Raw genomic sequence first — 20727 nt, 5'->3', positions numbered from 1 at the left:
GACCGAATAGTAGGTTGCCACGGCGTCGATGATCACCCCGCCACCGTCAGGTTGGCCATCATGGCCATGTCCTCGTGCTCGAGATTATGACAGTGCACGAGGAACCGTCCGGTGTAGTCGGTGAAACGGACGGCGATCTCGAGTTCCTGACTGGCGGGTAGGTGCACCGTGTCCTTCCAGCCGCGATCCGCCGGTCGCGGGTCACAGCCATTGCGCGAGAGCACCTGGAAATGATTCAGGTGCACGTGGATCGGGTGATCGAAGTTGGTCGTCAGCCGCCAGACCTCCAGCTCGCCGAGCCGGGCGGTGAGGTCCGTGCGATCCGGCTCGAAGGGCCGATCATCGATGAGCCATCCCTTCGCCCCGGAATCGCCGGACATTCCTTCCATTTGGGGCATATCGCCCATGCGGAAGTGGAGGTCGCGGCGACGAACCGCGGTTTTCGGATCGAGCCGCTCGAATTCGGCCAGCCGATCCGGAATTCTGGAGGTGTCGGGCTCGGACCGGGTGACCCGTAGCCGCAGCACCTCCACGGTGCGCCCCTCGCCGAGATCGTTGACCACGGTGACCTCGTCACCCGGCCGGTAGCCGGTGAGGTCGACGACCGTGTCCAGACGTTCCCCGGGCGAGAGGTCGAGCGCGTCGAGATGCTGTGGCGCGCCGAGTAGCCCGCCGTCGGACCCGATCTGCACGAACGCGGGCGCGGATCGGTGCGGGCCGTCGAGCCGCAGCCGATACACCCGGGCATTGGAGGCATTGAGCCAGCGCAGCCGATACCGCACCGAGGCCACCTCGTAGCGCGGCCACGGCACACCGTTGACCAGCATCACATCGCCTTGGACGCCCTGCATGTAGTCGCCGGTCACGCCGGGGGAGTGCATCGAGCTGGGATCCGCAGCGGGATAGATGAGTCGGCCGTCGGCATCGAAGGCACGGTCGCACAACAACAGTGGCAGTTCCCGGTCACCGGACGGCAGCCCGAGCCGATCCTCCGCATCGTCGCCGATGAGATGGAAGCCCGCCAGGCCACGCCACACCGCGGGACCGGTGAAGTCCATACGGTGATCGTGATACCAGAGCGTGGCTGTGGGCTGCTCATTGGGATAAACGTAGGTCCTTTCGGTCGCTGGGAGTACGTAATCGGTTGGGTAGCCGTCGGATTCGGCGGGTGTATGACCGCCGTGCAGATGGGCGACGGTCGGCACCCCGAGCTCGTTGCGGTGCGTGACGAACGCCGGACGGCCACGCCGCGTCCTGATCGTCGGCCCCGGGAATTGCCCCTCGTAGCCCCAGATTTCGGTGCGATACCCCGGCAGGATCTCCCGCACGGCTGGTCGCTGGATGATCCGGTAGTGGTCGCCGGCCGCGTCGACACGCTCGGGTGCCAGGACGGCCGGGACTACTCCCGGCATGGTGAACGGATCGGGTAGCCGTGCGGAGCTGTGCAGGGTCGCGCCGAGGGTGCGCGGCCCGGACAACTGCCACGAGATTCCCGCGCCCGTCGCGGCGACGGCACCGACCGCGATCCCGCCCGCACGCAGAAACTGGCGGCGAGACGTGGCGAAGCCGGGCGGGGCGGCGTCCACGGGCGAACTCGAATCTGTGGGCCGTGTGCGAAACAGCAAGGGAATCACCGGACGACGCCCCTGGCAGGCAGCACCATGCCTCGAGCAGACAGAGCTCCGCCTCGAGTAGTCGGGGTTGCGACTTGGGCGGGAGCGGTTGCGACTTGGGTGGGCGGGGTCGGACATTCCGCGGGCGAGGTTGTGACTTGGGTGGGCGAGGTCGTGCTGTGGGCGGACGGTGCAGTGCCCTGGGCGGACGAGGCCGTGTTCAGATTGAGCAGTTTGTCGGATTCGACTGTCGTCTGCCAGGCCCAGGCGGTGAGCAACCCCAGCGTCGCGATGATGCCGACTCCCAGTGGCACATGCAGCTCGAGTAGATTGCGCTGCGCGAACCAGACTTGCGCGCCCTCGGCGGCCACCAGCGCGAGCATCACCGCCGTCGGCCGCCACGGACCGCGCTTGTTGCGGCACCACATGATCACCACGCCGAGCAGCGTGATTGTCAGTGCCGCAAGCACACTGGTGTTGGCGCCGTGCAGTCCGAGCGCGTCGAAGTTCCCGGCAAGGAACCGTCCCGCCAACAGCGCCTGGAACACGCCATCGGCGGCGGTGAGCGTGGCTACCGTGCGCAGGGCCATCAGCAGGATTCGAGTTCGTCTCGGGCTCGGCCAGGAACCTCGCGAATTCGCCGGTGCCGGTGTTGTTTTCATGATCGTCCCCCCCGGTGTGTGGTGCGCGCTCAGGCGCGGTTGGCGTTGCGCTCCGCCGCCCACATCGGTGCGTCTGTGAAGTAGTTGTCGTAGTCCTCCTGCACCGCTTCGAACTCGGCGGGCGTGACCGCACCGGTCGCGAGGCGCTCGAGGAAGCGGAAGTAGCCGTGCCGCTCCACTCCGGGCATGAGAGCGATGAGGATGCGAGCCGAGCTGTCGGGGGAGGCGCCGAAGGCGTGCGTCATCAGCTTCGGCACGACGATCGTGCCGCCCGCGCCGACCGTGACGATTTTGTCGCCGGCCAGCACCTGGAGTTCCCCGTCGGCGACATAGAACAGCTCGTCGGACAGCGTGTGATAGTGCGGCACCGCGCCGTCCACGCCGCGGGCCATGGTGACCTCGACCGTGCTCACCGACCCGCCCGCCTCGTTCGAGTCGATGAGCAGACGCACCGAAGCCTTCTCGGTGCCGAGGATCTCGGCGTCCTGGGCCTGGCGGATGGCGGCGGTGCGGGTGGTGGTGGGGAGGGAAGCGGCGTTCATGACTAGCTCCGAACTATTAGGTCGTTGATAATTCGCTACCGAACTATATGGCATCGAATAGAGTGTTGTCCATGCCTGACAAGAAGATCGATCCGGTGGACGTGATCCAGCAGCAGTGGCAGCGTGAACGACCGGACCTGGACGGCGCGGCCATGGCCATCCTCGGCCGCCTCGGCAGGCTCTTTGCGGTGGCGACCGGTCGGATCGAATCCGTCTTCACCGCACACGGTTTGCAGAGCGGCGAGTTCGATGTGATCGCGGCGCTACGGCGTTCCGGGGAGCCCTATGAGCTCAACCCCTCCCACCTCGCGGACACTCTGATGATGTCGCGGGCAGGCATGACCGGGCGTCTGGACCGCCTCGAAAAGGCGGGCCTGGTCCGCCGCATCGCCGACGCGGGCGACCGCCGCGCCATCAAGGTCGCCCTCACCGACCGTGGCCTCGAGCTCATCGACATCGTCGTCACCGAGCACTTCCAGAACGAAACCCGCATCCTGTCGGTGCTTTCCGACGCGGACCGCGACAACCTCGACCGCATCACCCGATTGCTGCTGGCCGACCTCGAGCGCGACGCCTGACCGAACCCGATCGGCGTCAGGCGGTGGGGTCGGGCTCGGGTCGACCGTGTGCCAGATCATGGAAGACGGACCGCATCAGCGCGGTGATCCGTTCCGGCGGAGCGTCTTTCAAACCATCCAGCTGCAGCAGGTGACGGCCGATCACCACGCCGAGGGTGACCGCACCGAGTAGCCCCGCCCGCAGGTCGGCCTCGTCGGCCGCCAGATGTCCGGCGGCCTGGCGCTGCTGCTCGGCCATCGCCGCGCGCACCCCTTCGGCGGCTTCGGTGTGGGTCAGCATCGATCGAATGGCGGCAAGCGCGTTCACCGGCTCATCCTCGAGCTTGGCCCCCAACGCCGCCAGCAACGACTCGGCCGCCTCCGCGGGCGTCCCCCCGATCGGCTCCCCGGCCCCGACCACCGCCGCCCGCGCGAACAGCTCCTCCTTGGACCCGAAATACCGCATCACCAGCCCCGGATCGGTCTCCGCCGCCGCCGCGACCGCCCGGATCGTGGTCCGGTCGTACCCGGATTCGGCGAAAAGTCGTTCCGCTGCCGCCAGAATCCGAGCCTCGGTATTACGCCGCTGCTGCGCGCGATTGGTGGCTGGGTGCATCGATTCAGTCTACGACCGTTGACCCGGATCGCCCGCCGGCGTACTTTCAGTCTACCGCTGTTGACTGAAACCGAAGAGGCTCCCCATGCTGTCCACGGTCGTGTTCTCCACTCTCGCAGGCGTAATGGGCACCAACGCCCTGCCCCATTTCGTGAAAGGCCTACTCGGCGAGCAATTCCCGAACGTCCTCGGCAACTCACCCCTCCGGAACGCCCTCGCAGGCTGGCTCGGCCTGATCCTCGCCGTCCTCCTCGTCACCGCCGCACACCTCCCCGATCACCCCTGGCCGGGCGCTATAGCCCTCGGCGCAGGGGCACTCGTCATGACGGTGTTCCACGGTCGCCGGGGCGCATTCGGCCTGAATGACGCCCTCCGCCTACCCAATCCGTAGCGTCAGGGGGAGTTCCTGGAACGCTCGGCGCTACGACGGCAGCGGCCGTTTGAGAACGCACAAGACGCTCCATGCGGTGTGCGTGCCGCCTGTCGTGAGATGCGATTGAGTCGTGAAATTGACCATCTCCCACCCTTGTTGCCCCAAATTCGCCGCCCACGCCATCATCTCCTGAATTGCGATATTCAGAGTGTCCCGGCGATTGGCGTGGGGCGTTGTGATGCACATGTACTCCCACCGCGTTGGGTACCACCGACCATCGGGCGCCTGCCACCAACCCGGTCCGGGCGAGGGAGCGTTCATCTCGCCATCGTAGGTCGACCGGGTCGGCGCTTCGATGAGATCGAGGCGGGAACCGAAAATGGTTGGTGGACAAGAGCGGGTGCGGATAGCGTGCTGGTGCGTGACAGGGAAGTTCGAGATCAGGGCCGATTATGACCGCGACAGCATCGTGGTCTACCAGGCGTATCGGGCGGAGATCGCCGACGCTGCGGTGGCGGCGCAGCAGTTCGTGCCGCCGTTCTCGACGGGGCGGATGACGTGGATCAAGCCGTCGTTTCCGTGGCTGATGCAGCGCAGCGGGTGGGGGCGCAAGGCGGGGCAGGAGCGGATTCTGGCCGTGCGGATTACTCGCGCGGGGTGGGAGGAGGCGCTTGCCCAGGCGGTGCTGACCAGCCCCGAGCGACGCGTCTACACGGGAAATGAACAGTGGCGCGCGATGTTCCGGCATGCGGTCGTGCACGTTCAGTGGGATCCGGAGTACTCGCTGCGGGGCGCGAAGCTCGACCATCGCAGCATCCAGGTGGGGCTGTCGCGGCACATTATCGAGCGGTATGTGGAGGATTGGACAGTGGAGATCCGGGACCTGACTCCGATGGTGCGCACCATCTCCGAACACCTGCGCGCTGGCCGCGTCGACCGCGCACGCGCCCTGCTGCCCCCGGAAAGGGTCTACCCGCTCGGTGATGAGCTCGCGCGGACAATCGGAGCCGAAGGCGCCCGAGGGTAGGAAATGCCTGGCGCCTCGGGCCCGGGTACGGTTCGGGCTGCTCATCGACCAGGAGCGGGAGGCGATTCATGACGGCGATTCTGCGATCGGACGATCGGCTGCCCGAGGGATGGAAGCTCCTTACGGCAAAGCTGATATTCGGCGTCGCTCTGGTGACCGGGTTCGCGATCTTCACCGGAATTGTCGCGGTGACCTCCGCGGCCGCGGGCGAATGGGTGAAGGCTGGATTGACGGCGGCGTTCGCGGTGAGCGCGGGACTGCTCGTCTACGGTGTGCTGACGTCATTCTTCTACCGCAGGCACGGGTTCGCGGGCGGGGTGGCGATCGATTCGACCGGACCCGACGGGCCGGGCACGGTGCTGCGCGCCGGGCGGCTCGGCGGTCTGCTCTTCCTGGCGATCCCCGCCCTACCCATCGCACTCGGCTGGTGGGGGATTCTCAAACTGCAGGATCGGCTGCCCTGGTCGGATGGCGGCCTGTTTCATTCGCGCGTGTTCGGTGTCATCGCACTGATATTCGCCGTGTACCCGGTCGTGGTCGGCGTGGAATTTCTGCGGGGCGGGTTCCGGACGGTCCGGATCACCCTGACGCCATCCGGATTGCGCTATCGCGCAATGGCATTCGAAATGTTCATCCCGTGGACCCGGATCAGCGCCGTCGGGCCCGCCGTCGCCGCGCGCCCCGGGACGAACCGGCCGTCGATCATGGTGGCGTTCACCGACGGACCGGACGTGTGCCGGTCGGAATCTTCTCGCCTGGGCCGCAGACTCGACGGCTACCCCCAGCCGGATCCGACCGACGGTACCGCCGTGTTGCGCATCGCGGCCTTCGCCCTCGACATCGGCGGTGTGCGCACCCTGTCGACGCTGACGTTCTACGCCGAGCACCCCGAGGCCCGGCGCGAATTGGGCACCGCCGACAGCATTTCCCGGATCACCGGATAGCTACTGCTTGCGGCGGACCGAGGCTTCCACCAGATCCAGCACGGCCTCGAGGTTGTCGTTGGCGTGCCCCGAGGCGATGCGGGCGATGAGACCGTCGAGGATGAGGTCGAGGTAGCCGAGGATGACCTCGGTGGGGACGTCGTCGCGCAGGGCGCCGGCGGCCTTGCGGCGTTCGAGGCGGGCCACGGTGGCGGCGGTGAGTTCGGTGGAGCGTTCTTCCCAGTTGGCGCGGAATTCCGGGTCGTTGCGCAGGCGGCGAGCGATTTCCAGGCGGGTGCCGAGCCAGTCGAAATCCTCTGGGCGGGCGAGCATGTCACGCATGACCTGGATGAGGCCCTGGGTGGCGGCGACTTCGGCCATGCGGCCCGCGTCTTCCTGGGCCAGCGCCAGGAATAACGCGTCCTTGTCGCGGAAGTGGTGGAAGATGGCGCCCCGTGACAGGCCGGTGGCTTCTTCGAGGCGACGCACGGTCGCGCCCTCGTAGCCGAACTCCGCGAAGCAGCTGCGCGCTCCGTCGAGGATCTGGCTGCGCCGGGCGGCGAGGTGGTCGTCACTGACCTTGGGCACTGGACTCCTCCGAAACGTGTTGTGCGGGTTCTCCTTATCGATCTTGCGACCAAAACGGAGAACCCGCACGAGCGACGAGCGAAGCGACCCGGGAACGGGCCGCGTGGCGGGCGGCGGAACACCGGCTTTCGCCAGGTCCGCTGCCCACCACCACGACTCGGCTTCGAAACAGCCCTTCGAAGTCCGAGCGCTGCGGTTACTAGCCGCGGATCATGTTGCGCAGCACGAACTGCAGGATGCCGCCGTTGCGGTAGTAGTCCGCCTCACCGGGGGTGTCGATGCGAACGACCGCGTCGAAGACGACCTTCTCGCCGTTCTCCTTGGTGGCGGTGACCTTCATGGTCTTCGGAGTCACACCCTCGTTCAGCTTGGTGATCCCCTCGATGTCGAAGGTCTCGGTGCCGACCAGGCCCAGCGACGCGGCGGACTCGCCGGCCGGGAACTGCAGCGGCACAACGCCCATGCCGATCAGGTTCGAGCGGTGGATGCGCTCGAACGACTCGGTGATGACGGCCTTGACGCCCAGCAGGCTGGTGCCCTTGGCGGCCCAGTCACGCGAGGAACCCGAGCCGTACTCCTTGCCGCCCAGCACGACCAGCGGGATGCCCGCGGCCTGGTAGTTCTGCGAGGCGTCGTAGATGAACGCCTGCGGGCCACCGTCCTGGGTGAAGTCGCGGGTGTAGCCACCCGAGACGTCGTCCAGCAGCTGGTTGCGCAGCCGGATGTTGGCGAAGGTGCCGCGGATCATGACCTCGTGGTTGCCACGACGCGAACCCAACGAGTTGTAGTCCTTGCGCTCCACACCGTGCGAGTCCAGGTACTGCGCGGCCGGGGTGCCCGGCTTGATCGGACCGGCGGGGGAGATGTGGTCGGTGGTGACCGAATCGCCCAGCAGGGCAAGCACGCGAGCGCCCTTGATGTCCTGCACGGGGGCCGGGTCCATCGACATGCCGTCGAAGTACGGGGCCTTGCGGACGTAGGTGGAGTTCTCGTCCCACGCGAAGGTGTCGCCTTCGGGGGTGTTGAGACCCTGCCAGCGCTGGTCACCGTCGAACACGGTGGCGTAGGACTTGGTGAACATGTCCCGGCTGATCGCCGACTTGATGGTGTCGTCGATCTCCTGCGGGGACGGCCAGATGTCCTTCAGGAAGACGTCGTTGCCGTTGGTGTCCTGACCCAGGGCGTCGACCTCGAAGTCGAAGTCCATGGTGCCGGCCAGGGCGTACGCGATGACCAGCGGCGGCGAGGCCAGGTAGTTCATCTTGACGTCGGGGGAGATACGGCCTTCGAAGTTACGGTTGCCCGAGAGCACCGCGGTGACCGACAAGTCGTTGTCGTTGATCGCGGCCGAGATCTGCTCCGGCAGCGGACCGGTGTTGCCGATGCAGGTGGTGCAGCCGAAGCCACCCACGTAGAAGCCCAGCTTCTCCAGGTACGGCCACAGGCCGGCCTTCTCGTAGTAGTCGGCGACGACCTGCGAGCCCGGGGCCATGTTGGTCTTGACCCACGGCTTGGACGCGAGGCCCTTCTCGACGGCGTTGCGGGCCAGCAGGGCCGCGCCGATCATGACCGACGGGTTCGAGGTGTTGGTGCAGGAGGTGATGCCCGCGACCACGACGGCGCCGTGATCGAGCACGAACTCACCGCGCTCCGGATCCGAGACCTTGACCGGCTTCGACGGACGACCGGCATTGCCGTTGGCGGCGTTGGGAACCCGGCTGTCGTCGTTGGCGGTGCCCGACGCGACCGGATCGCTGGCCGGGAAGGACTCCTCGATCGCCTCGTCCAGCGCGGTGTGCGGGACCGGATCGTTGGTGTAGGTGCGGATGTCCTTGCGGAACGCGTTCTTGCTGTCCGACAGCAGGATTCGGTCCTGCGGGCGCTTCGGGCCGGCGATGGACGGCACCACGGTGCCCAGGTCCAGCTCCAGGTACTCCGAGTACGCGGGCTCCTTGGCGGCGTCGTGCCACAGGCCCTGCTCCTTGGCGTACGCCTCGACGAGCGCGAGCTGCTCGTCGCTGCGGCCGGTGAGGCGCAGGTAGTTGATGGTCTCCTCGTCGATCGGGAAGATCGCCGCGGTGGAACCGAATTCGGGGGACATGTTGCCCAGGGTGGCGCGGTTGGCCAGGGGAACCTCGGCCACACCGGCGCCGTAGAACTCGACGAACTTGCCGACCACACCGTGCTTGCGCAGCATGTCGGTGACGGTGAGCACGACGTCGGTGGCGGTCACACCCGGCTTGATCTCACCGGTCAGCTTGAAGCCGACGACGCGCGGGATCAGCATGGAGACCGGCTGGCCCAGCATGGCGGCCTCGGCCTCGATGCCGCCGACGCCCCAGCCCAGCACGCCCAGGCCGTTGACCATGGTGGTGTGCGAGTCGGTGCCGACGCAGGTGTCGGGGTAGGCCTGGCCGTTGCGGACCATGACGGTCGGGGCCAGGTACTCGATGTTGACCTGGTGCACGATGCCGACGCCCGGCGGGACGACCTTGAAGTCGTCGAAGGCGCCCTGGCCCCAGCGCAGGAACTGGTAGCGCTCGCCGTTGCGCTGGTACTCGAGGTCGACGTTGCGCTCGAGGGCGTCGGCGGTGCCGAACACGTCGAGGATGACCGAGTGGTCGATGACCATGTCGGCGGGGGAGAGCGGGTTGACCTTGCTCGGGTCGCCACCGAGGGTGGTGACGGCCTCACGCATGGTGGCCAGGTCGACGATGCAGGGCACGCCGGTGAAGTCCTGCATGATCACGCGGGCGGGGGTGAACTGGATCTCGGTGTCCGGCTCGGCGGAGGGATCCCAGTTGGCGATGGCACGGACGTGGTCCGCGGTGATGTTCGCGCCGTCCTCGGTGCGAAGCAGGTTCTCCGCGAGGACCTTCAGGGCGTAGGGCAGCTTCTCGGTGCCGGGCACGGCCGCGAGGCGGAAGATCTCATACGAGTTGCTTCCGACCTCGAGGGTGCCTTTGGCGCCGAAGGTATCGATACTCGTCACGTTCAGCTCCACTCGTCTGTGAATGGGATGGCCACCGGCGGGGCTGTGCCGATGGCTCGTCGGGGCGCTCGGCCCCGTCCGTTTTCCGACATTAACAGTACGCTTGTCCTGTGAGCACATCGGGGGCGTGAATCGCGAGGCGTGGTGAGGTGATACGACAAGTCGTCCCGTACTCTGCGTTCGTGACCGTCTCGCACAACTCGGTTTTCACGCCCTTGCGGGCGGAACTACCGCCCAACACCGACCTGAAGTCCATCATCGCCGATCTCGCCGATGATCACGTCTCCGCCCCCGTCGGGCGCGACCATGAGGCGTTGGCCGCCATCGCCGCTCAGGCGCGCGAGCAGGGCGTTCCACTGGACATCATTGTGGTGCAGGGCAATCCGGGCATCGAGGCGAACCTGCGGGATCTGGCCAACGAGGTCGGCAAGGTCGAGCACGGCACCGTGGTGGTCTTCAGCGACGACTGGGTCGGCACCTACAGCGAGCAGTTCACCCGCGGGCATCTGGAGTGGGCCGAGGACAAGGCCAAGTACCGCGGGCCCGATCACACCACCGAGGCGGCGCGGGTGTTCGTGGATCGGCTCGAGCAGCCGGAGGCGGTGTCGTGGACGGTGATCACGCTGGTGGCGCTGGGTGTGCTGATCGCGTCGATCGGCGGGTTGTATGTGGTGAAGCTCCGGCGCGCACAGTCGGAGGCGGGTCCGCTGACGCCGGTGGCGTGAGCGGTTAGTCGGTTTTCGGAGGCGTTGCCTCCGTGCAGGGTCCGGGTACTTCCCGGGCCCTTTTTTGTGGCTCGTGTCCGTTTCTGTGCAGCGTGTCGCGCGCTGTGTCGCAGGGTGTTTCGCGCTCTACCAGCGAATACATAGCTAATCACTAATTACATCGTTGTGATTGTGGCGTGGCTGAACGATCTAGTCCTTGACGTGCCGTACGGTTTCGCGATGGCACGGTTGGGGATGGTGTGCCGGATGGGACTCCAGGGAGGTGCGATGCGACGATCGGCGAAGCCACGCAGGCACTGGCTGCGGGTCGCTACAGAGTTGCTGGTAGCGCTGATTGTGTTGGCAACGGGGATTGCCAGCGGGCATGCCGTGCCCCCGCCACCCCCGAATCCCAGCGACAGCGACCTCAATGCCGCGGGCGCCCAGGTAGACGCGGGCGTCGGCGAGGTGGGTGCGCTCATCAACCAGGTGGCGTCGGCCGAACAGCAGCTGCAGCAGCTCGACGACGCGGTCGCCACCCGTCGCGAAGCCGTCAACAAGGCACTCGTCGACCTTCAAATCGCCCGGGACGCAGCCGATGCCGCGGCCCGCGCGGTCACCCAGTGTCAGCAGGACCTCACCGACGCGGGCACGAAAGTCGATGGGGCGCACCGCGACTTCGACAAGTACGTGGCCCAGGTCTACATGCGGCCCGGCTCCACCTCGCTGATCAACTACATGGCCGCCCCCACCCCGGAGATCGCGCTCAACCGCGCCCAGGTGCTGACCATCGCGTCCAAGAACCAGCAGCAGGTGGTCGAAGGCCTGCGGCACGCCCAGATCGACCAGGCCAACAAGACCTCCACCGCCAAGCAGGCCCGCCAGGCCGCCGATGCCGCCGCGGCCGACGCCGACGCCAAGAAGGTCCAGGCCCAGAACGCGGTCACCGCCGCCCAGGCCGAACTCGACCAGCAGAACGTTCTTCGCAACGGCCTTGTCTCCCAGCGTGACTCGGCCCAGCAGCGACTCGACTCGGCCCGTGCGAACGTGGTCGGCCTGCAGGGTCAGCGCGACGCCTACCTGGCCTGGGATCAGCGCCGCAAGTCCGAGGAGGCCGCCGCCCGCGCCGCCGCGATCGCCGCCGCCGCCCGGGTGGCCGCCGACCGCGACTCCGCCGACCGCGCCGCCCAAGTCGGCTCGGGCCATCGCCCGCACGTCGTGCAGGACACCACCCCACCGCCGCGCCGCTCCACCGCGCCCGTGCGCCCCAACGGTTCCAGCTCCCAGCTCGTCGAAACCGTCGTCGACCGCGCCATGGCCCAGCTCGGCATCGAATACGCCTGGGGCGGCGGCGACGAGGACGGCCCCACCCTCGGCATCCGCGACGGCGGCACCGCCGACCGCTACGGCGACTACAACAAAACCGGCTTCGACTGCTCCGGCCTGATGATCTACGCCTTCGCCGGCGTAGGCGTCTCCCTCCCGCACTACTCCGGCTACCAATACACCATGGGCACCCGAGTCCCCGTCTCCGACCGAGCCCGCGGCGACATGCTCTTCTGGGGCCCCGGCGGCAGCCAACACGTAGCCCTCTACATCGGCAACGACAAAATGATCGAAGCCCCCCAATCCGGCGACGTAGTCCGAGTCTCGACAGTCCGAGAAGACGGCATAATGCCCTACGCCATCCGCATCATCTCCTGACCGCTTCCGCCGCCGTGGGATCGGGAAACCGATCTACGTAGCGGTCTCGCGCTCGGCGAGGAACTTGTCGAGAAGCGCGAAAAGGGTGTCCAGCACATGCTTCTCCTGTTCCGGCGTGCGGTCCACTCCGAAATCCTGGCCGGGTAGCGCGATTTCCTGGACGTACCCCGGCCACCCGAAGCTGTTGTGCCGAACGACGTAGTTCGCTTTCAGCCACTCGGCGAATCGATCGAGCACCGGTTCAGCGTGTCGGCCAGCCGCAGCGTCGTAGCCGTGGAGAAAGTTCGTGACGCCCCGCAGATCCGCGCGGGCGACGTACATGCCAACGCGTTTGGCAACCTGCGCGAGAAATTCACGTTCGGTGAGTCTCTGCAAATCAACCTCGGCCGTGGGACCGTACGCTGCCGATCGCCTGATGTCGGGACCCGACGACTGATCTGGGTTTTCCTGTACCACGACCTCATCTCACCACAATGGACCCGTGGCTCAGTCCGCCGGCGAATCTTGCCGCGGGTCACCGAATCCGGGGTTGTTGCATTGTCGTGCCGTGGATCCAAGGGTCAGTGGTGTGGCGCAGAATCCAGCTGCGCCGACGGCAGTGCTCCTGTCGATCTTGCGGGCGGGGCGGATGGGGGCCTTCTGGGTGCTCCGTCGGACGGACTTACCCGAGGTCGTCTACGACGCGGTTATTGCCGACCCCAGCCCGGGTGTGCGGAACGAGCTGGCGGAGAGCTGGTATGCGCCCGGTGCACAGCGAGCACGACTGCGGGCCGATCCCGATGCTCGTGTCCGCCGTCGTCTGGCAGACGGCCCGCACCCGTTCCGGCAAAAGGTCGACCCGCTGCCCGATTCGACCTACGCCGATCCCGATCCGGAGGCGGTGGCCGCCGAAGCAGCCAGTAATCCCAACCTGCCGGTCGAAGCGATGCAGGTGATCGTCGCCGACATCGGCATCACGTCGTAGCAGCGCTCTGCAAGTGGGAGAAGAGCGTTGTCTACCACTGTGATTGGGACGATGCGCGGCTGATCAATGCCGCCGGGGAACCTCAGTTTGCGACAAAGTCCGCCAATGGTCATTTGTCCACATAGACTGCCCTGGTTCGTCCAGTGTTAAGAGGGTTTGCAATGCGTGTACCAGCGGTTTCCGGAGCGTCGGGTCAGGGTATCGGGCGTCGTGGGTTTCTGGTCGGTGCTGGTTTGTTGGCAGGGCTCGGTGGGACCGTACGGCTGGGCGGCGTACCGCGGGCGCGGGCGGCATTGCCGATCGGCGGGCTGGAAGACGGTGTGACAGTGCCGATCCTGGTGATCGGGGCCGGGTATGGGGGTGCGGTCGCGGCGTTGCGGCTCGCGCAGGCCGGACAGACTGTCACGATCGTCGAGCAGGGTATGGCCTGGAATACGCCGGGGTCCGACGGCAAGATTTTCTCCGGAACCCTGCCCCCTGATGGTCGGTCGTCGTGGTTGTCGACCATGACCGATCAGCCGACCGACCACCTGCTCGGCGTCCCTATCGATATGCCGGTCGAGCGGTACACGGGGGTGCTCGCCGCTGAACATTTCGAGGGTATCCGGGTGTATCAGGGCCGTGGCGTGGGTGGGGGTTCGCTGGTCAATGGTGGCATGGCGGTGACACCGCGACGCGAGTTCTTCCCCGATATCCTGCCCTCGGTAGACCCCGACGAAATGTATGGCACCTACTATCCGCGCGCTAATTCCATGTTGCGGGTGAACCACATCGACGAGCAATGGTTCGAGAGCGCGGAATGTTATCAGTATGCGCGGGTCGGGCGGGAACTGGCTGCGCGCGCGGGCTTTTCGACCACGTTCGTGCCCAACGTGTACGACTTCGACTATATGAAGCAGGAACAGGCCGGGACGGTGCCGCTGTCGGCGCTGAACCGGGAGTCGTTGTACGGTAATAACTTCGGCAAACAGAGTTTGGATAAGACCTACCTCGCCGAGGCCGCCGCGACCGGTCGGGTGACCGTTGTTCCGCTGCACACTGTCACCAGGGTGGCCCCAGCGCCCGGCGGTTACCGGGTGTGGATGGATCAGATCGGCACCGACGGTCACGTCATCGCCACCAAAACCGTTGTCGCACAGCGTGTTTTCTTCGCCGCGGGCAGCGTCGGTACGAGCAAACTGTTGGTCACGCAAAAGGCGACCGGGGCGTTGCCGGGCCTCCCGGACTCGGTGGGGTCCGGATGGGGCAACAACGGTAATGTGATGGCTGCCAGACAGAATCAACTCACCGATCCGACCGGGGTCAACCAGTCCACCATCACCGCTCTCGGCATCGACAACTGGGATGACACCGCCGGCCCCGCGTTCGCCGAAATCACCTCATTCCCCATCGGCATCGAAACCTTCGTCAATTTGCACCTGGCCATCACGAAGAACCCGAATCGCGGCACCTTCCGCTTCGACCAGGCCACCGGCCGCGTGGACCTGGATTGGCAAACTGCCTGGAATCAGCCGAGCATCGACGCGGCCAAACGTATCCTCGACCCGATCAATGCCAGCGCGGGCACCACGTACCGCAACGACCTGTTCGGTGGCGGCAAAATCTGGGGCGACGATTTCGCCTACCATCCGCTGGGTGGCTGCGTGCTGAACGAATCGACCGACAATTACGGGCGTCTGACCGCGTATCCGGGCCTGTATGTCATTGACAGTTCACTCATTCCCGGCTCGACCACCGTGAATCCGTTCGTCACGGTGACCGCGTTGGCCGAACGCAATATTGCCGCCATTCTCGCCAACGATCTGGGGAATCGGTGATCTACTCGCGTTTCAACCCTTACGATCACCGGGTGAAAGCTGTTGCCTCGGTTCCTCTGGCCGCCATCGCCGTATTGTTTGCCACCGGAATCGCCTCGGCCGCACCGGATATGACGGCGGCATCGGCACGCGACATCGCCTTGACCTACCTGCGGGCGTTGCCCGGTCGCGATGACGACACCGTGCCTTTCGCACCGGATTGCACCCGTGTCGAAAACGGCATTATGACCGGACTTTCCGGCCCCGACCTAGCCAACTATATGGACACCGGCACCCAATCCCAGACCGTGCTGCGCATCTACAACCTCACCTTCGCCGACACCGACGACGGGGTCATCGCGCACTACAACGTCGACGGCGGCATCGCCGGTACACGCATCGCCACCGACGATGTCACCGAGCGCTTCGTAATCGCAAACGGCCAGATCAAATACATCGAAGCGACCAACGTCCCAACCCTCGCCGCCCTCCCCGACCGCCCCGGCACAATCGTGCTCTACCACCGCTGACGATCAGCTCCACCGAAGCCGACGCACCGGCGGACACGCCTACAGTCGGGTTGTGATCGATATCCCCGACGACTTCACCCAGTTGACGGCACGCCGCGAAGGAGCACCAGGCCGGGAATGGCTCGACACGCTTCCCGGCCTCGTCGACGAACTGCTGCAACGATGGTCCTGCACACCCGTCGGGACTGTCATGCACGGCCAGGTCGGAATCGTTGTGCCGGTCCAGCATCCCGCCCTGCCGCCGGCAGTCATCAAGATATCTTTCCCGCACCCGGGCAACGTCCACGAACCCGACGCATTCACCGCCTGGAACGGACGCGGCGCGGTACACCTCTACGAACGCGACGACGAGCACTTCGCGATGCTGCTCGAACGAGCCGGACCGGGCACCCTCGCCGATGTCACCGACTTCGACCAAGCAGTCACCGCGTTGGGCGAACTGTCTCGACGACTGTCGGTCACCGCGCCGGCCGGGCTTCCCCGGATCAGCGATATGGTCGCTGACTGGGAGTGCGAAATCCTTTCCGCCGCAGCGGAACTGGAAAACCCACTGCCTGGCAGGGTCGTGGACGCGGCACTGGACACGCTCCGGGAACTCGGACCGGACCAGCCCGATACCCTTCTCCACGGCGACCTGCACGACGCTAACGTCCTGACTGGCGGCCGCGAACCCCTGCTGGCGATCGATCCCAAAGGCTATGTCGGTGAACCCGCCTACGACAGCCTCACTGTGATCCGCAGCCGCCGTTTTGCCCCACTGCTCTTCGCTGCAGATTCTGATGCCGGACTGCTGCGCGGACTCGATCTCTACTGCGAGGCAGCCGATCTCGACCGCGACCGGGCCCGACGCTGGGCCCAGGTCCGCGCAGTTCGGTCCGCGCTCTGGGGTCGCCGGTACGGAGATCCGGACTGGATCATTCAATCCACCGACCATCTCGCGGCCATCTTCGCCTGACACTGAACGGGAGTCCGAGCAAGATCGGGTGGCCAGATGAGGTCGTGCAAGGTAAATCAGCCGAATCCGGCTAGTGTTCGTTCAACCATTTCAGCTCACTGCCAGGAAGATCGATGGATTCACTTGATGACTCGCTGCTCGTCCGCTTGATCGGTCTCGAGCTTGCCTCGGTGGTATTCGTCAGGAATTACGTTCAGCTCGACTTCGACGGTCCACGCTTGACCTGCTTCGTGTGGCCAACGGTCGAGATCGGCGGTGCGGCGCGGTCGCTGGGGGACTCCGGGTATCGAGATGCGTTGTGTGCCTTCATCAGCCAGACTGTCACGTCGGTCGATGAAGCTGTTGGTACCGGGCTTGTCCTGCGGTTCGCTCTCGGTGCCGTCACCATCGATCCGACGCCCGATGAGGTGGAGGGTCCCGAAATCGCGATGCTTGCCGGATTCCCTGACGAGGCATGGGATCTGTGGCGTCCCGGTGAGAACATCTTCGCCGACATGGGATGAACAGCCACACTCACAATTGCTTTGCCATCAGGGTGCACATCGTCTCGTAGCGATGGATCGATCCGTCCGGTGCTTCCTCGTCCCAGGCATCGGGCTCGCGCCCGTAGGCCACGTACCCGAGTCGCTCGTAGAGAGCGCGGGCGCGTGGATTGCTTTCCTCGACACTGAGTTCGGAGCGCGTCATACCGTGCGCCCGCATCCGTGTCTCGGCGGCGCGCACGAGCATGCTGCCGAGCCCGACCGACCGCAATGCCGGGTGGACCGTGACCTGCCACAGCATCCCCGCCTCGGCCCGATGGTCGATGGCGCCGATCGCCACGGGGAGATCGGCGGGGGTGCAGATCGCCAGATAGTCGGCATCGCCGCGTGCCACCCGCGCCAATTCCTTTGCCACATAACGTAAATGCGTGGGTGTCCCGGACCATGCGCAGGCGGGTAGATCCGCAATCGTCAGATCTCGGACATGAACAGGCACCATGATCGCCTTGTCACCGGTCATGCTGACATCTCAGCCGGTCGGGCCCGGGTTTGCCCATCTTTTTGGTGCTACCGAAATCCGCTGTGTGGACGATGATTGCGTGCGTGAAGCGATTCGTCGGGCCGCACCTTCCGCGCGCTGTGTGGCCGGTGCTGGCGGTATTGGGGGTATTTGCACTGATCGGGTGGGTCGCCCTGCCGCAGAACACTTTCCGGGCCTCCAAGGCCGCGGCCGCGCCCAATTCGTTCGTCCATCCAGGGGTCCTGGTGTCTCGGGCTCAGCTGGACCTGATGAAGGTGCGGGTGGCTACCGGCATGCAGCCGTGGAAGGCCGCCTACGACGCCATGCTGGCCAATGAGTTCGCATCACTGAGTCATGCGGCAAAGCCGCGGGCAGTAGTGGATTGCGGGGCGCGGGATGAACCCAACAACGGGTGCAGCGATGAGCGTCGGGACGCCGATGCGGCATACACGGATTCGCTGGTTTGGTATGTCACCGGTGACGCGCGGTATGCGCGCAAGGCGGTGGAAATCATGGATGCCTGGTCGGCTGTGTTGACCGATCACACCGGGTCCAATGCGACGCTGCAGAGTGGGTGGGCGGCGTCGGTGTGGACGCGGGCGGCCGAGATCGTGAAGTACGCCTACGGGGACTGGCCGCAGGCGGACAGGTTCGGCGAGCTCTTGCGCAACGTCTATCTGCCCCAGGTGATCGTCGGCTCGCGCTCGAACGGGAACTGGGAGCTCACGCAGGTCGAGGCGACCCTCGGCATCGCGGTATTCCTCGAGGATCGCGATAGCTACGACAAAGCGACGGCCATGTTCCTCGACCGCGTGCCCGCTTACATCTATCTCACCTCGGATGGACCGCAACCCAGAACCACCGCCCACACCCCGCCCGACCTCACCAAATTCTGGTGGGGCCAAACAACACTCGTGGACGGCCTCACCCAGGAAACCTGCCGCGACTTCGCCCACACCGGCTACGGCCTGTCCGCCATCGCCCACATCGCCGAAACCACCCGCATCCAGCAGCGCGACCTCTACCCCCAAGTCGCCGACCGCCTCCGAGCAGCCCTCGAACTGCACTCCAAATACCAACTCGGCGAACCCCTCCCGGACTGGCTGTGCTCCGGCCACCTCGACCGCTCCCTAGGCCCGGTCACCGAGATCGCCTACAACGCCCTCCACACCCGCCTGGGCATGGACCTCCCCAACACCGCCCGCCTAACCCTCCAACAACGCCCCGCCGGCGCCGACATGTTCACCATGTGGGAAACCCTCACCCACGCCGACACCCCGATCTGACATTCCAGAAGTCTGTCGAGAAGCGCGATCTCGGCCTCGACAACGCGCGTCCCCGGCGTCATAGGCCCAGGATGGTCCGGTCGAGTTCCTCGGTGATGAGGTTTTGGAGCGGGGTGTGTTGGGGTCCCAGGGTGTGGTGGGGGTCGGTCCAGTTCTCGCGGGGGTAGAGCCAGACCGGCCCCTGGACGAGATCGGCGGGTTCCCAGTCGAATCGGGGCCAGATGTGGGCGTGCAGGTAGGGCTCGTAGTTGCCCAGGATCTCCAGATTCACCCGGCGGAAGGCTGGATCGGTGGCGCGGCAGGCTCGTTCGACCGCTTCGGCCAGCGCGTCCATTTCGGTGAGGAACGCCAGGCGTTTACCTCGGGGGAGGTCCGAGAGGCGCTGGGTGGACGGATCGTCGGTGAGGAGCAGCGAATAGCCGGGGAGGAATTGGGTCTCGCCGATCATCGCGAACCCGGATGTCAGTCTGCGGAGGACCGTGGGGTTCTCGCCACGGTGGGCGCTGCCGATGCGATCGGCTCGAAAATCATCGGTCATCAACGGAATCTAGCGTGGCCGCGCGGCTCAACTGCCGGTATCGACGCTGCCCGGTAGGGTTCGGGTGTGCCAATCATGTTCGACACCAGCGGGTTCAGGCAGAGCGGTGAGGACGTGTGGGACCACCCGCCCACCGGTGACCGGGTGATTTGCCAGTACACCCCCGGACCTCCGATTATTCCGGCGCCCTTGGAGGACCTACCGGCCCTGCGAAGCATGCTGGCCGAGGCCAGTGCCGAGAACGGCTGTCTGGTTGAGGCCCACGTCATTACCTTCGCGGGTTTGCCGACGCTGTTACGGGTCGAGAAGGTTCCGCATTGGAATCGGCCCGGCGGGCTGATCTTCACTATGTCGCTCATCGTGCCCAGGGCGACCGGTGCGGCGGCGCTGCTCGTGCTCTGCGCCGAGAACGGTGTCACCGGTGAACGCGACGCGTTGATCGGGACCAAGCTGGGTAGGGACCACATGTACCCACCGCACCCATATGCCCCGAATATCCGTGGCGTTCTGCCCTACAGCGCAGCCGACGACGCCCAGTGGGACCCGGAATTCCCTGATCACCCGCTGACCCGTGCCCGCCGCTGGTTCACCCGAATCTCCCAATCCGCCAGAATCGATGCGCAATTCGCCGCCCTCCCACCCTTCGCCGGTCCACACTCGCAGTGATTCCAAGATCAGGGAGTACTCAGCGCGGATTTCTGTCCGTTTCCCCGCGCTGAGTACTCCCTGATCTTGTGCGGGGCTGGGCATGCGAGGGGGGTGGGTTCTAGAACGGTGCCAGGATGACGTCGTCGATGAGGCGGGTGAATTCGTGGTCGATGGGGGTGGGGTCCTCGGCTGTGAAGTAGCGGATCAGGAAGCCTTGGAGGGCGCTGAGGCAGAGGGTGGCTCGGGTGGCGGCGGTGGCGGGGGGCATGCCGACTGCCAGGAGGCGGGCTTCGAAATTGTGGATCAGGGTGGTGAGGGTTTCGGTGGTGTAGGTGGCGTAGGGGCTGTTCTGGGCGCAGGAGGCGCCGAAGACCTGCAGCAGGATTCGGACGCCGATCCGGCGTTCGCCGCGGGTGATCGTCGCCCAGTCGGCGAGGAGGTAGGCGCGGAGGTCGGCGAGGGAAGATGAGATCTCGGGGTCGGGGGTGAAGCGGCGTTGCATGTGGGTCAGGACGTCGAGGATCAGTTGTTCCTTGGAGCCGAAGTAGTAGATGAGCATGCGGCCGCTGGTGCCCATCTGGGCGGCCAGGGAACGCAGTGAGGTGTCGACAACGCCACTGCGGGAAAGTATTTCGCAGGCCTGATCCAGCAGCGCTAGGCGCTTGGCGGAGTCGGCTCGGGCGGTCACCGCTTGACTGTAACAAGTG

General features: G+C 65.9%; 23 protein-coding genes. 13 read left to right on the top strand and 10 right to left on the bottom strand.

Annotated features, from left to right (window positions below):
• Window positions 1–32 precede the first annotated feature (32 nt).
• From ACFXHA_RS32250 to ACFXHA_RS32240, 3 genes are all read right to left on the bottom strand, one after another.
• Window positions 33–1586: a multicopper oxidase family protein gene (locus tag ACFXHA_RS32250; RefSeq protein ID WP_379362801.1), complete on the bottom strand. Its 1554-nt coding sequence runs from the start codon at window positions 1584–1586 to the stop codon at window positions 33–35.
• Window positions 1587–1630: 44 nt separating this feature from the next.
• Complete coding sequence (locus tag ACFXHA_RS32245; RefSeq protein WP_379362799.1) at window positions 1631–2203, bottom strand: hypothetical protein; 573 nt, start codon at window positions 2201–2203, stop codon at window positions 1631–1633.
• A gap of 101 nt (window positions 2204–2304) precedes the next feature.
• Complete coding sequence (locus tag ACFXHA_RS32240; protein ID WP_379362797.1) at window positions 2305–2817, bottom strand: cupin domain-containing protein; 513 nt, start codon at window positions 2815–2817, stop codon at window positions 2305–2307.
• A gap of 71 nt (window positions 2818–2888) precedes the next feature.
• On the opposite strand from ACFXHA_RS32240, the gene ACFXHA_RS32235 reads away from it, so the two are divergent.
• On the top strand, window positions 2889–3395 hold the full coding sequence (locus ACFXHA_RS32235; RefSeq protein WP_379362795.1) for a MarR family winged helix-turn-helix transcriptional regulator: 507 nt from the start codon (window positions 2889–2891) through the stop codon (window positions 3393–3395).
• A gap of 16 nt (window positions 3396–3411) precedes the next feature.
• Here ACFXHA_RS32235 and ACFXHA_RS32230 read toward each other — a convergent pair whose 3' ends face one another.
• Window positions 3412–3990: a TetR family transcriptional regulator gene (locus tag ACFXHA_RS32230; protein ID WP_379362793.1), complete on the bottom strand. Its 579-nt coding sequence runs from the start codon at window positions 3988–3990 to the stop codon at window positions 3412–3414.
• An 85-nt stretch (window positions 3991–4075) separates the two neighbouring features.
• Between ACFXHA_RS32230 and ACFXHA_RS32225 the strand changes: the two genes are divergently transcribed.
• The 3 genes from ACFXHA_RS32225 (at window position 4076) to ACFXHA_RS32215 (ending at window position 6334) form a co-directional block, all read left to right on the top strand.
• Window positions 4076–4381: a hypothetical protein gene (locus tag ACFXHA_RS32225; protein WP_379362791.1), complete on the top strand. Its 306-nt coding sequence runs from the start codon at window positions 4076–4078 to the stop codon at window positions 4379–4381.
• 403 nt (window positions 4382–4784) lie between these two features.
• On the top strand, window positions 4785–5390 hold the full coding sequence (locus ACFXHA_RS32220; protein WP_379362789.1) for a DUF4291 domain-containing protein: 606 nt from the start codon (window positions 4785–4787) through the stop codon (window positions 5388–5390).
• A gap of 68 nt (window positions 5391–5458) precedes the next feature.
• A complete protein-coding gene (locus ACFXHA_RS32215; RefSeq protein ID WP_379362787.1) occupies window positions 5459–6334 on the top strand; it encodes a hypothetical protein in 876 nt (291 codons plus the stop codon).
• Here ACFXHA_RS32215 and ACFXHA_RS32210 read toward each other — a convergent pair whose 3' ends face one another.
• Both ACFXHA_RS32210 and ACFXHA_RS32205 read right to left on the bottom strand, forming a co-directional pair.
• Window positions 6335–6901: a TetR/AcrR family transcriptional regulator gene (locus tag ACFXHA_RS32210; protein ID WP_379362785.1), complete on the bottom strand. Its 567-nt coding sequence runs from the start codon at window positions 6899–6901 to the stop codon at window positions 6335–6337.
• A gap of 199 nt (window positions 6902–7100) precedes the next feature.
• On the bottom strand, window positions 7101–9893 hold the full coding sequence (locus tag ACFXHA_RS32205; protein WP_379362783.1) for an aconitate hydratase: 2793 nt from the start codon (window positions 9891–9893) through the stop codon (window positions 7101–7103).
• Between the two features lie 182 nt (window positions 9894–10075).
• Here ACFXHA_RS32205 and ACFXHA_RS32200 point away from each other — a divergent pair, with 182 nt between their 5' ends.
• On the top strand, window positions 10076–10618 hold the full coding sequence (locus ACFXHA_RS32200; RefSeq protein WP_379362781.1) for a DUF6676 family protein: 543 nt from the start codon (window positions 10076–10078) through the stop codon (window positions 10616–10618).
• Between the two features lie 267 nt (window positions 10619–10885).
• On the top strand, window positions 10886–12301 hold the full coding sequence (locus ACFXHA_RS32195; RefSeq protein ID WP_379362779.1) for an NlpC/P60 family protein: 1416 nt from the start codon (window positions 10886–10888) through the stop codon (window positions 12299–12301).
• A gap of 33 nt (window positions 12302–12334) precedes the next feature.
• Here ACFXHA_RS32195 and ACFXHA_RS32190 read toward each other — a convergent pair whose 3' ends face one another.
• The gene (locus tag ACFXHA_RS32190; protein WP_379362777.1) at window positions 12335–12757 is read right to left on the bottom strand and encodes a hypothetical protein; all 423 of its coding nucleotides are present in this window, start codon (window positions 12755–12757) and stop codon (window positions 12335–12337) included.
• A 112-nt stretch (window positions 12758–12869) separates the two neighbouring features.
• Here ACFXHA_RS32190 and ACFXHA_RS32185 point away from each other — a divergent pair, with 112 nt between their 5' ends.
• From ACFXHA_RS32185 to ACFXHA_RS32165, 5 genes are all read left to right on the top strand, one after another.
• Window positions 12870–13265, top strand: a complete 396-nt coding sequence (locus ACFXHA_RS32185) for a hypothetical protein (RefSeq protein ID WP_379362775.1) — start codon at window positions 12870–12872, stop codon at window positions 13263–13265.
• 161 nt (window positions 13266–13426) lie between these two features.
• The gene (locus ACFXHA_RS32180) at window positions 13427–15082 is read left to right on the top strand and encodes an FAD-dependent oxidoreductase (RefSeq protein ID WP_379362773.1); all 1656 of its coding nucleotides are present in this window, start codon (window positions 13427–13429) and stop codon (window positions 15080–15082) included.
• Between the two features lie 32 nt (window positions 15083–15114).
• On the top strand, window positions 15115–15591 hold the full coding sequence (locus tag ACFXHA_RS32175) for a hypothetical protein (RefSeq protein WP_379362771.1): 477 nt from the start codon (window positions 15115–15117) through the stop codon (window positions 15589–15591).
• Between the two features lie 52 nt (window positions 15592–15643).
• Complete coding sequence (locus tag ACFXHA_RS32170; protein ID WP_379362770.1) at window positions 15644–16546, top strand: aminoglycoside phosphotransferase family protein; 903 nt, start codon at window positions 15644–15646, stop codon at window positions 16544–16546.
• 146 nt (window positions 16547–16692) lie between these two features.
• Entirely contained in the window at window positions 16693–17049 is a 357-nt protein-coding gene (locus ACFXHA_RS32165) for a hypothetical protein (protein WP_379362768.1), read from the top strand.
• Window positions 17050–17059: 10 nt separating this feature from the next.
• Here the strand turns inward: ACFXHA_RS32165 and ACFXHA_RS32160 are convergent, their stop codons facing one another.
• Window positions 17060–17548 carry a GNAT family N-acetyltransferase gene (locus ACFXHA_RS32160; protein ID WP_379362766.1) on the bottom strand — a complete coding sequence of 163 codons (489 nt, stop codon included), beginning with the start codon at window positions 17546–17548 and terminating at the stop codon, window positions 17060–17062.
• Window positions 17549–17631: 83 nt separating this feature from the next.
• Between ACFXHA_RS32160 and ACFXHA_RS32155 the strand changes: the two genes are divergently transcribed.
• Window positions 17632–18834: an alginate lyase family protein gene (locus ACFXHA_RS32155; RefSeq protein ID WP_379362764.1), complete on the top strand. Its 1203-nt coding sequence runs from the start codon at window positions 17632–17634 to the stop codon at window positions 18832–18834.
• Window positions 18835–18892: 58 nt separating this feature from the next.
• Here ACFXHA_RS32155 and ACFXHA_RS32150 read toward each other — a convergent pair whose 3' ends face one another.
• Entirely contained in the window at window positions 18893–19372 is a 480-nt protein-coding gene (locus ACFXHA_RS32150; RefSeq protein ID WP_379362762.1) for a diadenosine tetraphosphate hydrolase, read from the bottom strand.
• Between the two features lie 75 nt (window positions 19373–19447).
• Between ACFXHA_RS32150 and ACFXHA_RS32145 the strand changes: the two genes are divergently transcribed.
• On the top strand, window positions 19448–20038 hold the full coding sequence (locus ACFXHA_RS32145) for a hypothetical protein (RefSeq protein ID WP_379363447.1): 591 nt from the start codon (window positions 19448–19450) through the stop codon (window positions 20036–20038).
• Between the two features lie 100 nt (window positions 20039–20138).
• On the opposite strand, the gene ACFXHA_RS32140 is transcribed toward ACFXHA_RS32145, so the two are convergent.
• Window positions 20139–20708: a TetR/AcrR family transcriptional regulator gene (locus tag ACFXHA_RS32140; RefSeq protein ID WP_379362760.1), complete on the bottom strand. Its 570-nt coding sequence runs from the start codon at window positions 20706–20708 to the stop codon at window positions 20139–20141.
• Between the last annotated feature and the right edge of the window lie 19 nt (window positions 20709–20727).

The sequence above is a fragment of the Nocardia sp. NPDC059240 genome (genome assembly GCF_042753865.1).
GTDB lineage: Bacteria > Actinomycetota > Actinomycetes > Mycobacteriales > Mycobacteriaceae > Nocardia.
This window is presented reverse-complemented; position numbering and strand designations above follow the sequence as displayed.